This window comes from Curvibacter delicatus NBRC 14919 (assembly GCF_001592265.1).
GTDB lineage: Bacteria > Pseudomonadota > Gammaproteobacteria > Burkholderiales > Burkholderiaceae_C > Hylemonella > Hylemonella delicata.
This window is the reverse complement of record NZ_BCWP01000029.1, coordinates 1-12,824: the sequence shown is the minus strand read 5'-3', so window position 1 is coordinate 12,824 and position 12,824 is coordinate 1. Positions and strand designations below refer to the sequence as shown.

The following is a 12,824-nucleotide window of genomic DNA, read 5'->3' as shown; positions in this document are numbered from 1 at the left end:
GCCCGCCAGCGACAATAGGCGCATGTTCCATATCGTCCTGGTCGAACCCGAGATCCCGCCCAACACCGGCAACGTCATCCGTCTGGCGGCCAACACCGGCTGCACCTTGCACCTGATCGAGCCGCTGGGCTTTTCGATGGACGACAAGCACATGCGCCGCGCCGGGCTGGACTACCACGAGTACGCCGAGGTCAAACGCCATGCCGACTGGCCAGCCTTCCTGGCCAGCGAGCAGCCCCGGCCCGAGCGCATGTTCGCGCTCACCACACGCGGCACACGCTTCGTGCACGACGTGCACTTCGAGCCCGGTGACTGGCTGGTGTTCGGCGCCGAAACGCGCGGCCTGTCAGAGGCGGTACGTGCCGCCTTCGCGCCCGGTCAACAACTGAAGTTGCCGATGCGCGCCGGCCAGCGCAGCCTCAACCTGTCGAACGCGGTGGCAGTGACGGTGTTCGAGGCTTGGCGCCAGAACGGCTTCAAAGCAGATTAAGCCCGCTCAGGGATAACGCCGAGCGATCGACTCGGCCACGCACACCGGCTTCGGTGCGCCTTCGCGCTCGATCGTGACTTCCCAGGTCATCTGCATGCCGTCGTTGTCGATCGGCTCGCACTGCAACAGCTTCATGCGCGCACGCAGCCGGCTGCCCACCGGCACCGGCGCCATGAAACGTACCCGGTTCAGGCCGTAGTTCACGCCCATGCGCGATTCGACGATCTCCATCGTCGTCTCGAAGAACTGCGGCAACAACGACAGGGTAAGAAAGCCGTGCGCGATCGGACCACCGAAGGGCCCGGCCTTGGCTTTCTCGACATCGATGTGGATCCATTGGTGGTCACCGGTCGCCTGGGCGAACTGGTTGACCTGCTCCTGCGTGATGGTGAGCCAGTCGCTGACCGCGACCTCCTGCCCCACCAGCGCCGGAAACTCCTTGAGGGATTGGAAGGTTTTCATGTCAACCACTGTAGCGGTGCAACCCACGCGCTGGCTGTCATGCGTGCGACGCAAAGGAAGAACTTGCGAAGAAATCGTAGCGAGCGGCACGAGCGCAAGGCGGACGGAGCGCAGGAACCGGAGCGTACTCAGGTACGTGAGGATTCCGAGCACCGCCCAACGCCGCGATCGGGCTGCGCAGCAGATTTATTCGCAAGTTCTCAGGCATCCAACCAGCGGCAGATACCCTGCCACTGCTCCAGATCCTTCTCCACCCGGCTGGGCGCCACGTCGAACAGGGTCAGGCCGTGTGCCGCCAGGTGGATGTAGTTCTGCGTGTCGCGCAGGTAACCCAGCACCGGCAGGCCCAGGCTTTCGACGAATTCGCGCAGCTTGTCGGCAGCAATGGTGCGGCCGTCCACGCGCATGCCGACAATGCCGATCTGCAAACCCGGGTGGCGGTGCTGCTGCAGCTGGTCAAGAAAGGTGCGGGTGGCGAAGATGTCGAACACGCTGGGCTGCAACGGCACGATCACCTTGTCGGCGTGGCGCAGCACATCCTTCATGTGCGAACCCTTGAGCCCGCCGGGGGTGTCAAGCACCACATGGGTCGTGCCCTTGGGCAGCTTGCCCAGGCGGTCCTCCCCCACATCCCAGGTGGCAATCGGGCGCGCCGTGGGCGGCCGCAGGCCCAGCCACAGGCGTGAAGACTGCTGGCGATCGGCATCACCCAGCATCACCTTATGTCCCTTGCTGGCAAAGTACCCGGCCACATTGGTGGACAGGGTGGACTTTCCAACCCCCCCCTTGGGATTGGCAACCACGACAACTGGCATCTCGTGCTCCTTGAAGTCTGACCGAGCCCTATGTTAGCGTAGGGCCATGGAACACACGCCCGGCTGGCTTAGCAGCACATTGATTTACCTCGGCGCCGCCGTCTTCGCCGTCCCCTTGAGCAAATACCTCGGTCTGGGTGCCATCATCGGCTACCTGGCCGCCGGCATCGCCATCGGACCCTGGGGCCTGGGACTGGTCGCCCATGTGGAGGACATCCTGCATTTCGCCGAATTCGGCGTGGTGCTGATGCTGTTCCTGATCGGGCTGGAACTGGAGCCGCGCCGCCTGTGGAGCCTGCGCCGCCCCATCTTCGGCTGGGGCAGCGCCCAGATGCTGGCCTGCAGTGCGGCCCTGTTCATGGCGCTGTATGCCCTCGGCTCGGCGTTTCCCAAACTGCTGGGCGGTTGGGAAACAGCGCTGGTCGCGGCACTGGGGCTGGCGCTGTCGTCCACGGCCATCGCGCTGCAGACCATGGACGAGCGCAACCTCCTGCCCACCCCCGGCGGGCAGGCCGGCTTTTCCATCCTGCTGCTGCAGGACGTGGCCGCCATCCCGATCCTGGCGCTGCTGCCGCTGCTGGGCAGCGATGGCGGGCTGTTCGCCGCCTCCGACGTGTCCCCCGCGGGCCGGCTGTGGGCGGCCCTCAAGATCATCCTGGTGATCGGCTGCATCGTGCTCGGCGGCCGCTTGCTGTTGCGGCCCCTGCTGCGCTGGATCGCACGCAGCAAGACACCGGAAATCTTCACCGCCGCCTCACTGCTGCTGGTGGCCAGCATTGCCACCCTGATGCAGAAGGCCGGCCTGTCCATGGCGCTGGGCGCCTTTCTGGCCGGCGTGCTGCTGGCCGAGAGCGAATACCGGCGCGAGCTGGAGACCGACATCGAGCCTTTCAAGGGCCTGCTGCTCGGCCTGTTCTTTATCGCGGTCGGCATGAGCATCGACTTTGATGTGCTGCGCCGCTCGCCCGGCTTGATGGCCGCCATCGTGCTCGGCTTTCTGGCCATCAAGGGCGTGGTGATCTACAGCCTGACGGCCCTCATGCGGGTCCCCGTCCAGGAGCGCCCCGTGTTGACCTTGCTGCTCGCGCAGGGCGGCGAATTCGCTTTTGTGGTGTTCCAGGCCGCCACCGGCGCCCAGGTCCTGTCGCCGGAAACCGCCTCGCTGCTGATCGGCTCGGTCGCCCTGTCCATGCTGCTCAGCCCGCTGCTGCTCGTGGGGCTCGACCGTTACTGGCTGCCCCGGCTGAACCGCAGCAAGGGCCCGGCCATGTCAGAAATCTCGGAGCCGCAGGACGCTCCCGTGCTCATCGCCGGCTTTGGCCGCTACGGCCAGATCATCGCCCGTGTGATGCTGGCAGAAGGCATCCCCTGCACCCTGCTGGACCATGACGCCGACATGATCGAGGCCGCGCGCAGTTTCGGCTACCGCGTGTTCTACGGCGATGCCACCCGGCTTGATCTGCTGCGCATTGCCGGCGCTGCCAGCGCCAAGGTGCTGGTGGTGGCGGTGGACGATCCCGAGCAATCACTCACGATCGTCGACCTGGCCCGCAAACATTTTCCGCAGCTGCAGATCGTGGCGCGTGCGCGCGACGTCACGCACTGGCACAAGCTGCGTGACCACGGTGTGACCCTGGTCGTACGTGAGCTGTTCGAGTCCAGTCTGCGCAGTGCCCGCAGCGTGCTTGAGCTGCTCGGCCACGACCCCGCCGAAGTGCGCCAGACCGCACGCCGTTTCCGTCAGCACAACATGGAGCTGTTCGAGAAAATGCGCCCGCACTACAAGGACCAGAGCAAACTGATTGCCGTCATCAAGCAAGGGCGGCAGCAGCTGGAAGAGCAGATGGCGCAGGAGCGGGCCCAACGCGCCGAAGCCGCCGGCCAGGCAAGCCAGGGAAAGCCTCAGGCCTGATCAGCGGAACGCATCCCACACCAGCTTGACGCCGGTCATAAACAAGCCGAGGTAGATCAAGCGGTAGAACAGCTGCTGGTTGATGCGCCGCGCCAGCCAGATGCCGCTCCACACGCCAATGGGGGCCAGCGGCAACAACACCAGCGACGTCGCCAGGTTGCGCCAGTCGAGCAGGCCCAGCCAGGCGTAGGGAATCCACTTCGACAGGTTGATGAAGAAGAAAAAGTAGGACAGCGTGGCCGCGAACACCACCGGCGACAGTTTGAGCGGAATCACATAAGCACTGACCGGCGGGCCGCCGGCATGCGCCACAAAGCTGGTGAAGCCCGACGTGGCGGTGAGGATGGCACCCAGCCAGCGCGGCGGCGGTGCGCTGTCGGCCCGCGGCGGGAACAGCAGGCGCTGCGCCAGAAACAGCAGCGTGAAGCCGCCCACGATGCCGGCCACGATATGGGCGGCCAGCACCTTGAACAGCAACGCGCCGATGACCGTGCCCAGCAGGCCGAAGGGCAGCAGGAACTTGAGCAGGCGCTTGTCAAACTCCTTGCGCAAGGCCGCAATGCCCAGCAGGTCCATCACCAGCAGCACCGGCATCAGGATGGCGGCAGCCTGCGGCACCGTCACCGCCATGGCCATCAAGGGCACGGCAAGCGAACCAAAACCCGCGCCGAAGCCGCTCTTGCTGATGCCCAGCAAGAGCACGGCCGGCACGGCCACGGCGTAGAAATACCAGTCGGTGATGAGCGGAAAGTTCATCCGCTGATTGTCGCCGCCCGCAGCACCGGCTTCAGCCCACCCGGGTCTTGAGCTTCTGCAGCGACACCAGCAGCTCGCCGATGAACTTGGCGGTGGTCTCGTCGGTCAGCTCGCCCTGCTCGTTGAACTTGCTGGCGCAGTTGCTGATGAAGACCTCGGGTTTGTTGACGACGAAGGCGTTCATGAACACCATCACCTGGCGCATGTGGTACTGCACGCGTGCCGTGCCCACCGGGCCCGGACTGGCACCCATGATGGCCACCGTCTTGCCGTCGAACGGCGGTTCCGGCGGGCGCGACAGCCAGTCCAGCGTGTTCTTCAGCACACCCGGAATGGAGAAGTTGTACTCGGGGGTGACGATGAGCACCGCGTCGGCGGCACGCACCTGCGCCTTGAGCGCCGTCACGGCGGCCGGTTCACCGGCGGCACGCACGTCGTCGTTGTACATCGGGATCTGCGAAATGTCGGCGATGGAGATCTCCATGCCGGCAGGCGCGAGTTTTTGTGCGGCGCGCAGCGCCATGCTGTTGTAGGAGCCCTTGCGCAGGCTGCCTGAAATGCCAAGAACTTTCATGACTTACCTCTTTCAAAAAATACCATCGAGTGGCCGGATCATTCGGCCTTGATGCCGATATCGCGCACCAGCTTAGTCCAACGTTCGACATCGCGCTTGACCAGGGCCTTGGTGTCGGCCGCGTTCAGGTTCAGCGGCTTGCCGCCGGCCTTGCGGAAGGTCTCCTGCAGATCGGGCTGGGCGATCACGCGCGCCAGGTCCGTGCGCAAGCGTTCCTGCACCTCGGCCGGCGTCTTGCTCGGCACGAAGTAGCCGAACCAGGACTCCAGATCGAGTTGGGCCACACCGCTCTCGTTGATGGTCGGCACCGTCGGGTGCATGGCGTTGCGCTCGGCGCCCGAGACCGCCAGCGCCTTGACGGTGCCGCCATCCACCTGTGCACGCGCCGTGGACGAGAGGTCGAAGAACACATCCACCCGGCCACCCAGTAGGTCCTGGTAGGCCGCCTGCGCGCCGCGGTAGGGCACGTGCACCACATTCACGCCGGCCAGGTGCCACAACGCCGCGGCCAGCACGTGCTGGCCCGAGCCATTGCCGGCCGAGGCATAGGTCAGCTTGCCCGGATTCGCCTTGGCATAGGCCACCACCTCCTTGAGCGAGTTGAAGGGCAGGTCCTTGCGCGCCATCAGGGTGTAGCTGTAGCTCACCGCCAGCCCCACCGGTTCGAAGTCGCGCAGGCTGTCGTAAGGCAGCTTGTCGTACAGCCCCATGTTGAGCGCGATGTTGGAGACCGAGCCCATCAGCAGGGTGTAGCCGTCGGGCGCCGCTTTGGCTGCGGCGTCGGTGCCCACCAGCGTGCCGGAGCCGGGCTTGTTTTCCACCACCACACTCTGGCCCATGAGCTTGCCCAGCCGGTCGGCCAGCGCACGCGCCACGAAGTCGAAACCGCCACCGGGCGGCTGCGGCACGATCACGCGCAAGGGCCGGTTCGGGTAGGCGCCTTGCGCCCATGCACCGGGCGCCAGGCCGAGCAGGCCCAGGGATGGCAACGCCTGCACGATGGCACGGCGCGACAGCAGGTGCTTCGGGAGCGCGTCGATCTTCTTCATGCGGGTCTCCTCAGGTCAGCTTGTTCAGCGCTCCAGCGCACCACCGGCCAGCCAGCGTGCGCCGCGTTTGTAGAGTTCTTCCACCACCGGGCCTTTGAGCATGGGCATGTCCATCTTCACCGTGTAGCCGATGCGCGTCTGGATGTAGGCCAGGTGGCGGTAGCCTTCGGGGAAGGTGGCCAGCGCCTGCTGGTCGAGCTTGAGCACGGCGGTGGAATCCACCGGGTCGATGCGGTCCTTCTCGTAGATCGGCTGGCGGTGCAACAGCTTCCACTCGCCGTTGTGCTTGACGACAAAGTCATGGAAGCGGCCGGTGCACACCACGTCGCACAGCACCGGGCCGTTTTCGCCCTCCACCATGCCGCGCTGCGAGATCGTCATCTTGGTCTGGGCAATCGCACGATCACCTGCCACCTCGATCGCCGAGCCACCGAGAAAGTGCAGGATGCTGACGCCCTTGGCCCACCCCTCTTTCGTGACGCGGATGAAGTCGGCAAACGGCCCCTGGAACCAGGTCGCCATCATCACGCCCTCCGGGTGCCACACGGTGGCAAAACGCTCCCAGTCGCCGGCGTCGCGCCAGACCGCCCAGCGCTCCACCATCTGGCGAATCAGCAGTTCGTCCATCAGCTTGTCGTTCATTCTTGTCTCCTCAAGGTTCCATCAAAAATCAGTGGCGACTCACGGCACCACGTAGTCCACCTGGTGGCGCGCGATGCGCAGCTCGGCCACCTCGTCCTTGACGCGCAGGTGCTCGGGGTGCGTGCCGTAGGCGTCGAGCGCGGCCTGGCTCTCGAACTCCGAATACAGCACCACGTCGCAGGCGTAGTCGACGCGGCTGACATCAACGCCGATCTCCAGGTGCAGCAGGCCCGGGATGCGGCCGCGCAGCCCTTCGAAGCTGCGCTGCAGCTGCGCGATGCCGCGCGCCTTCTCGGCCGGCGTGTCGCCGCGCACGTTCCACATCACGATGTGTCGGATCATGGGCAGGCGGGTTCAGGCAGCCGGCGGGAAGCCGGCCTTTTGCGGCCACAGGTTCACGAAGGCGTGCACCGTGGTGCTGGCGTACAGGCCAGCCTTGGTGAAGGGTTCGTTCGCCAGCCAGGCGTGCGCCGCGTCGCGCGACGGGAAGTCGATCGCCAGCAGGCTGCCGATCATGGTCTGGCCGTCGTCCTTGGTGAACGGGCCGGCAAAGGCCATGCGGTCGGCCACCGCCGCCAGGTAGGCCTTGTGCTCGGGCCGCACGCGCTGGCGCAGCTCGCTGCTGTCGGGTTTGTCGATCAGGATGAAAGTGAAAATCATGGTGGTTTCCTACAGGTAGGCCAGCCAGGTGGACAGCTGCGGGAAGGCAATCAGCACCAGCAGCACGGCAAACATCATCAACACAAAGGGGAAGGCACCGGCAAAGATGTCGCGCACGGTGATGCGCGGGTCATTGAGTGCCGACTTCACGGTGTAGACCGAGACACCGAACGGCGGCGTCAGCAGGCCGATCTCCACCGCCACCACTGTCACCACGCCGAACCACACCACGTCCATGCCGAACGCACGCGCAATCGGCAGCACGATGGGCAGCATGATCAGCATGATGGACACCGAATCGATGATGCAGCCCAGCGCCAGCACGATCAGCACATAAGCCCCCAGAAAACCCCACGGACCCAGGCCCAGGTGGGTGATGCCTTCCGTCACCGCCGCGGGCATGCCGGTCAGCGCCAGCATGCGGCTGTAGAGCATGGCCGAGATGATGAGAAACAGCACCGACACCGAGACATAACCGGTTTCCACCAGCACGTTCCATAGCTTGGCCCAGGTGAGGCGCCGGCGCACCAGCGCAATCACCAGCGCGCCGGCGGCCCCCACGGCGCCGGCCTCGGTCGGCGTGAACAGGCCGCCATACAGGCCGCCCAGCACCAGGGTGATGAGGATCAGGATCGGAATGAACTTGATGGCGGCGCTGGCCGGCGTTTCCTGCAATTCGTCGCGGGCCAGATCGGCCGCACCCGGCACCAGGATCATGGCCGGGCGCAGGTAGGCCATGCCGACGATCAGCACGGCAAACCCCAGCGCCAGCACGATGCCCGGGATGACACCGGCAATGAACATGCGCCCGATCGACTCCTCGGCCAGCACGCCGTAGATGATCATCAGCAGCGAGGGCGGGATCAGCATGCCCAGCACCGACGAACCCGCCACCACGCCGACCGCAAAACGCGCCGTGTAGCCGTGGCGCATCATCTCCGGCACCGCCACCTTGGTGAAGACGGACGCCGAGGCAATGGAAATGCCGGTGATGGCGGCAAACACCGCATTGGCCGCCACCGTGGCCAGCCCCAGGCCGCCGCGGATGCGCCGCATCAGCCACTGGAACACATCGAAGGTGTCGCGCCCCACCCCCGAGACGCTGACCAGCATGCCCATCAGCACGAACAGTGGGATGACGCCGAAGAGGTAGTCGCGGATGGCGTCGTTGGCCGAGGCCGCTACGAAACGTGCCGCCACCTCCGGGCTCTTGACCAGCCAGACGCTGATGAAGGAGGTGACGATCAGCGCCACCCCGATGTGCATGCCGAAATAGATGCCCGCCAGCATCAGGGCAATGGCCAGCAGGCCGATGTTCAGATCAGACATGCTCAACGGGCCTCTTTCAAATCCTGAATCGCCAGCAGCACGTACTGGACGGCTGCCAGCGCCGCCCCCAGCAGCACCACCGCGCGCATGGGCCAGGTCGGGAAGGTGAACACCCCCTCGACACCAAAAAACTCGCTGTCGCTCCAGGCGCGTGCCAGCAGTGGCCAGGTGGCGTAGGCAATGATGCTGCAGGCCAGCACCCCGGCCAGCGAGAACAGCGCCCGCAGCCGTTTGCCAGCGCGCGGCCGACGCTGGATGAAGGGGTCGATGAACAGGTCGGCACGCGACATGCGGCCGTGGCGCAGCGTGCCCGGCAATTGCAGGAACACGATGACCACGATGCTGCTGGCCACCAGCTCGGCCACGCCGTCCAGCGGCCGGTTGGCCAGGTCACGCAGCAGCACGTCGGCACACATCAGCAGCATGACGATGGCAATCACCACCGAACCGGCGGCATTGAGCCCATCGACCAGCCAGCCGAACAGGCTGTTTGGCGCGCCGGGTGCCGGCGCCGCTTCCAGATCGGTATTCGCTTCGTAAGACAAATCAATTCCTTCCCAGACCGGGCACAAGCCGCGGCACACCAACCAAGCAACCGGGAAACGCCGTGGCACCGGCTTTGCCGGGCCACTGGCGTTACCCCCTTGAGGGGGAGGCGGCGACAGCCGCCACGGGGGTGTTCACTTCAACTCTTTGTCCCAGTCGCGGGCGGGTTTGACGCCGCGCTTGCGCAGCGCATCCATGTAGGTCTTGACGATCTCCTTGGCCGGGCCCTTGCTCGCATTGGCCTTGGCCCAGTCGGCCGCCAGGTTGGGCATGCTCTGCACCCACTTGTCACGCTCGCCGCCGCTCAGGTTGGTCAGGCGGACCGCCGGGCTCTGGGTGGCGCCGCGCTCCACCATGGTCTTGAGCGCGCCCTCGTAGCGCTGCATCAGCGTCTCACCCAGCGCCTTGGAATATTCCTTGCCGACGTCCTTCACGATCTTCTGCACCTCGGGCGGCAGCTTGCTGTAGCTGTCCTTGTTCATGGCCATGCCGCCGATGTAGAGCGCGCCGATGTTCACCGTGGTGATGTAGGGCGCCACCTCGTAGATCTTGTTGGGCAGGATGCCGGTGGCAATGGAGATGGTGCCTTCGCTCACACCGCTCTGGATGTCGGTGTAGTAGCTGGTGAGCGAGCCGTCCACCGGCACCGCACCCGAGCCCTTGAGCCACAGGCCGATGGAGCCCGGCGCCGAGATCTTGCGGCCCTTCAGGTCGGCGTAGGTGGCAATCGGGTTCTTGGTGAACAGGTGGTAGGTGTCCACCCCGGTGGCGCCGAGGAACACCATGTTGTTCTTGTCCCACTCCTTCTGCAGCGCCGGCACCTTCTCGTTCATCTCGTTGGCCACGTCGAGGATGATGCGCACGTCGTCGGTGGTGAAGGGCGTCACGGTGCCGAACTGCGACAGCGGCATCTTGGCCGCCTCCAGATTGTGGAACACCCAGCCGATGTCGGTCACGCCCTGCTCCACGCTGGTGAGCGTGGCGTTCATCTTGTAGAGCTGGCCACCATAGGCCTCGCGCCACTCGATCTTGTAGCCCTTGTTCAGCGCCGCCACCCGCTTGTTGACCTCGGGCACGAACAGCGTGCTCATCAGCCCCACCCAGGGCAGCACCACCGGGTGGCTGGAGGCGATGGTCAGCTTGAAGGTCTGCTGCGCCTGCGCCGGCAGCACCGCCGCCATCGACAGCGCCACACCCAGGGCCGTGGCCAGGGCGGTTTTCATCATCAGTCGCTTGCTCATGCTTGTCTCCTAATCTTTTTGCCTCTTCTGAAGAGGTCTCACTGGCACAAAATCACTTTTCCGGGTTGAGCACGAAGTCGTACTCCAGCAGGTAGCTGCCGTCGGGCCGCTTCACCCAGTCTTTCACCAGCGACTGGCGCACGCCGAACACCGCGTCGGAGTCGAGGTACTGGTCGCCGTCGCGGAACACGTGGGTGATCAGCGTCTCGTAGCCGTCGGCCTTGATCATGAAATGCAGGTGGGCCGGGCGCCAGGGGTGGTTTTTGGTGGCGCGCAGCATGTCGCCCACCGGGCCGTCGGTGGGAATGGGGTAGGCCTCGGCCACGATGGTCTTGAAGTGCAACTTGCCGTCCAGGCCGGACTTGAGCACGCCACGCGCCTGCGCATGGGCCAGGTGGGCGTACTGCACGTCGTAGTTGCCGTCGGCATCGGCCTGCCAGACCTCCACCGTGGCATGCGGCACCGGCTCGCCGCCCAGGCCCTTGATAGTGCAGCGCACCTCGCAGGGTTCACCGCGGGCGCCGTTGGCCACGTCGTCGCCGTGGTCGTAGTGCGGCGCGCCTTCCACGTAGAAGGGGCCAAACACCGTGGACTCGGTGCAGCCGGCCGGCTTCTGGTTGTTCATGGCCACGGTGAGCATGGACAGGCCCAGCGTGTCCGACAGCAGAATGAACTCCTGCCGCGTGTCGGTGCACATGTGGCCGGTGCGGGTCAGGAACTCGATGCCCTTGAACCACTCCTCTTCCGTCAGCTTGACCTCGCGCGCGAAGGCGTGCAGGTGCTGGATCAGGCTGGTCATGATCTCCTTCAGCCGCGGGTCGGGCGTGCTGGAAAAGCGCTCGATCACGGCCTGGGTGATGGTGTCCTGGTTCAGGTTGCGCATCTTGTCTGTCTCCTCTGCGGGTTCTCGCTATGCCCGTGACTCTAAAAGTCCGCCACAATTTGCGAAAGAGCGCTGCCGTAAATGACTTTTCCGCGCAGCGAAAAAAACAGGAGACTGCGGTGGACCGCTGGACGGAACTGGAACTATTTGTGCAGGTGGCGGAAACCGGCAGCCTGAGCCGCGCCGCCGAGGCGCTGGACCTGTCGAACGCGGCGGCCAGCCGGCACCTGCAAGCGCTGGAAGACCGGCTGGGCGCGCGGCTGGTGGAGCGCAACACCCGCCGCCTGTACCTGACCGACACCGGGCAGGAATTCTTCAGCCGCGCCAAGACCGTGCTGGCCGACCTGAAGGACGCCGAAGACGCGGTGAACGCCGCCACCCTCAACCCCACCGGCACGCTGCGCATCACCGCCTCGTTGTCGTTTTCCATGCACCACGTGGCGCCGCTGTTGCGCGAGTACACCCAGCGCTACCCGAATGTAAGCGTGCACGTGGAAGCCGCCAACCGCTACCTGGACATCATCGACAACAACATCGACGTGGCCATCCGCACACGCGAGTTCGAGCCGGACTCCAACATCACCATCCGCCGCCTGGGGCAGACGCGCCGCATCCTGGCCGCCGCGCCGCGCTACCTGGCCAAACACGGCCGGCCCAAGACGCTGGAAGACCTGGCGCAGCACAAACTGCTGATCTACACCCACGCCAACAACCCGAACGAGCTGCGCTTCACGCGCGACGGCCAGACCACCACGCTGTCGGTGAAGGGCTTGCTGGAATCGAACGACGGGCAGATCCTGCGCGCCGCCGCGCTGGACGGCATGGGCATCCTGGTGCAGCCCACCTACATCCTGTACGACGACATGGTGGCCGGCCGCCTGGTGCCGGTGCTGGACGACTGGGACCTGCCGCGCCTGACCGTCAACCTGGCCTACCCCAGCCGCAAGCACCTGTCAGCCAAGGTGCGCACCTTCATCGACTTCATGGCCGAGCACTTTGCGAAGATGAACTATGAGCAGAAGTGGACGGGGAGGTTTGGGGTAGATTGAGGGAATGGCTGGGCTCGGCCAGAAGCAGAGATCTTGGGCCATTCCTGAATTCAGTCGTTCACAGTTCATTGCGGACCGCAGTGATTTATTGGTCAACTTGATATCAATTAACTAATTTTCCAAGGGTTTCCACCAATACGACATCTCAACTTATCAGATAACCTGGTAACCATGTTTGAACACACTATGACAGCTCTTCCGAAGCCATTGCGCTTTCCCGATGAAATCACCACTGTGCTGCTACGCAGGATTGAGTCGGGTGAGTACGCGCCTGGCTCCAAATTGCCTTCAACGCGCGAATTTGCACAGGCGTTCAATGTGAGCCCACCCATGGTGCGTGAAGCACTGTCGCGGCTCAAGCACGATGGCTATGTTGAAGCGCGTCAAGGCTCGGGGGTATTTGTCAGTATGGGCTT

At 64.8% G+C, this 12,824-nt stretch carries 16 protein-coding genes; 4 read left to right on the top strand and 12 right to left on the bottom strand.

The window, feature by feature from the left end; all coding sequences use genetic code 11:
* The first annotated feature begins 22 nt into the window (after positions 1-22).
* A complete protein-coding gene (locus CDE01S_RS13370) occupies positions 23-490 on the top strand; it encodes a tRNA (cytidine(34)-2'-O)-methyltransferase (protein WP_066708410.1) in 468 nt (155 codons plus the stop codon).
* Positions 491-496: 6 nt separating this feature from the next.
* Here CDE01S_RS13370 and CDE01S_RS13365 read toward each other — a convergent pair whose 3' ends face one another.
* A complete protein-coding gene (locus CDE01S_RS13365) occupies positions 497-952 on the bottom strand; it encodes a MaoC family dehydratase (RefSeq protein WP_066708408.1) in 456 nt (151 codons plus the stop codon).
* A 200-nt stretch (positions 953-1,152) separates the two neighbouring features.
* Positions 1,153-1,767: a nucleotide-binding protein gene (locus CDE01S_RS13360; RefSeq protein WP_066708406.1), complete on the bottom strand. Its 615-nt coding sequence runs from the start codon at positions 1,765-1,767 to the stop codon at positions 1,153-1,155.
* Positions 1,768-1,813: 46 nt separating this feature from the next.
* Here CDE01S_RS13360 and kefC point away from each other — a divergent pair, with 46 nt between their 5' ends.
* On the top strand, positions 1,814-3,679 hold the full coding sequence (gene kefC / locus CDE01S_RS13355; RefSeq protein ID WP_066708404.1) for a glutathione-regulated potassium-efflux system protein KefC: 1,866 nt from the start codon (positions 1,814-1,816) through the stop codon (positions 3,677-3,679).
* On the opposite strand, the gene CDE01S_RS13350 is transcribed toward kefC, so the two are convergent.
* The 10 genes from CDE01S_RS13350 to CDE01S_RS13305 form a co-directional block, all read right to left on the bottom strand.
* The gene (locus CDE01S_RS13350; protein ID WP_066708401.1) at positions 3,680-4,435 is read right to left on the bottom strand and encodes a sulfite exporter TauE/SafE family protein; all 756 of its coding nucleotides are present in this window, start codon (positions 4,433-4,435) and stop codon (positions 3,680-3,682) included.
* A gap of 31 nt (positions 4,436-4,466) precedes the next feature.
* On the bottom strand, positions 4,467-5,009 hold the full coding sequence (locus tag CDE01S_RS13345) for an NADPH-dependent FMN reductase (RefSeq protein ID WP_066708399.1): 543 nt from the start codon (positions 5,007-5,009) through the stop codon (positions 4,467-4,469).
* 38 nt (positions 5,010-5,047) lie between these two features.
* A complete protein-coding gene (locus CDE01S_RS13340; RefSeq protein WP_066708397.1) occupies positions 5,048-6,058 on the bottom strand; it encodes a Bug family tripartite tricarboxylate transporter substrate binding protein in 1,011 nt (336 codons plus the stop codon).
* 24 nt (positions 6,059-6,082) lie between these two features.
* Positions 6,083-6,700: a nuclear transport factor 2 family protein gene (locus CDE01S_RS13335; protein WP_066708385.1), complete on the bottom strand. Its 618-nt coding sequence runs from the start codon at positions 6,698-6,700 to the stop codon at positions 6,083-6,085.
* 39 nt (positions 6,701-6,739) lie between these two features.
* Positions 6,740-7,042, bottom strand: coding sequence for a Dabb family protein (locus tag CDE01S_RS13330; RefSeq protein ID WP_066708382.1), 303 nt, complete (start codon positions 7,040-7,042; stop codon positions 6,740-6,742).
* A gap of 12 nt (positions 7,043-7,054) precedes the next feature.
* Positions 7,055-7,360: a YciI family protein gene (locus CDE01S_RS13325; protein ID WP_066708379.1), complete on the bottom strand. Its 306-nt coding sequence runs from the start codon at positions 7,358-7,360 to the stop codon at positions 7,055-7,057.
* Positions 7,361-7,369: 9 nt separating this feature from the next.
* Positions 7,370-8,689 carry a TRAP transporter large permease gene (locus CDE01S_RS13320; protein ID WP_066708377.1) on the bottom strand — a complete coding sequence of 440 codons (1,320 nt, stop codon included), beginning with the start codon at positions 8,687-8,689 and terminating at the stop codon, positions 7,370-7,372.
* Between the two features lie 2 nt (positions 8,690-8,691).
* Complete coding sequence (locus tag CDE01S_RS13315; RefSeq protein WP_066708370.1) at positions 8,692-9,234, bottom strand: TRAP transporter small permease subunit; 543 nt, start codon at positions 9,232-9,234, stop codon at positions 8,692-8,694.
* Between the two features lie 135 nt (positions 9,235-9,369).
* Positions 9,370-10,476 carry a C4-dicarboxylate TRAP transporter substrate-binding protein gene (locus tag CDE01S_RS13310; RefSeq protein WP_084382887.1) on the bottom strand — a complete coding sequence of 369 codons (1,107 nt, stop codon included), beginning with the start codon at positions 10,474-10,476 and terminating at the stop codon, positions 9,370-9,372.
* 52 nt (positions 10,477-10,528) lie between these two features.
* Complete coding sequence (locus tag CDE01S_RS13305) at positions 10,529-11,359, bottom strand: intradiol ring-cleavage dioxygenase (protein ID WP_066708366.1); 831 nt, start codon at positions 11,357-11,359, stop codon at positions 10,529-10,531.
* A 119-nt stretch (positions 11,360-11,478) separates the two neighbouring features.
* Between CDE01S_RS13305 and CDE01S_RS13300 the strand changes: the two genes are divergently transcribed.
* Complete coding sequence (locus tag CDE01S_RS13300; protein WP_066708363.1) at positions 11,479-12,408, top strand: LysR family transcriptional regulator; 930 nt, start codon at positions 11,479-11,481, stop codon at positions 12,406-12,408.
* Positions 12,409-12,579: 171 nt separating this feature from the next.
* Positions 12,580-12,824, top strand: a 245-nt coding sequence (locus CDE01S_RS13295) for a winged helix-turn-helix domain-containing protein (RefSeq protein WP_157077127.1), incomplete at its 3' end; no start/stop codon positions are given.

Coding starts and splice junctions, on each gene's coding strand:
- CDE01S_RS13340 (WP_066708397.1), bottom strand. CDS start 6,058: ATGAAGAAGATCGACGCGCTCCCGAAGCACCTGCTGTCGCGCCGTGCC.
- CDE01S_RS13365 (WP_066708408.1), bottom strand. CDS start 952: ATGAAAACCTTCCAATCCCTCAAGGAGTTTCCGGCGCTGGTGGGGCAG.
- CDE01S_RS13360 (WP_066708406.1), bottom strand. CDS start 1,767: ATGCCAGTTGTCGTGGTTGCCAATCCCAAGGGGGGGGTTGGAAAGTCC.
- CDE01S_RS13345 (WP_066708399.1), bottom strand. CDS start 5,009: ATGAAAGTTCTTGGCATTTCAGGCAGCCTGCGCAAGGGCTCCTACAAC.
- CDE01S_RS13305 (WP_066708366.1), bottom strand. CDS start 11,359: ATGCGCAACCTGAACCAGGACACCATCACCCAGGCCGTGATCGAGCGC.
- kefC (WP_066708404.1), top strand. CDS start 1,814: ATGGAACACACGCCCGGCTGGCTTAGCAGCACATTGATTTACCTCGGC.
- CDE01S_RS13325 (WP_066708379.1), bottom strand. CDS start 7,360: ATGATTTTCACTTTCATCCTGATCGACAAACCCGACAGCAGCGAGCTG.
- CDE01S_RS13310 (WP_084382887.1), bottom strand. CDS start 10,476: ATGAGCAAGCGACTGATGATGAAAACCGCCCTGGCCACGGCCCTGGGT.
- CDE01S_RS13370 (WP_066708410.1), top strand. CDS start 23: ATGTTCCATATCGTCCTGGTCGAACCCGAGATCCCGCCCAACACCGGC.
- CDE01S_RS13320 (WP_066708377.1), bottom strand. CDS start 8,689: ATGTCTGATCTGAACATCGGCCTGCTGGCCATTGCCCTGATGCTGGCG.
- CDE01S_RS13330 (WP_066708382.1), bottom strand. CDS start 7,042: ATGATCCGACACATCGTGATGTGGAACGTGCGCGGCGACACGCCGGCC.
- CDE01S_RS13335 (WP_066708385.1), bottom strand. CDS start 6,700: ATGAACGACAAGCTGATGGACGAACTGCTGATTCGCCAGATGGTGGAG.
- CDE01S_RS13350 (WP_066708401.1), bottom strand. CDS start 4,435: ATGAACTTTCCGCTCATCACCGACTGGTATTTCTACGCCGTGGCCGTG.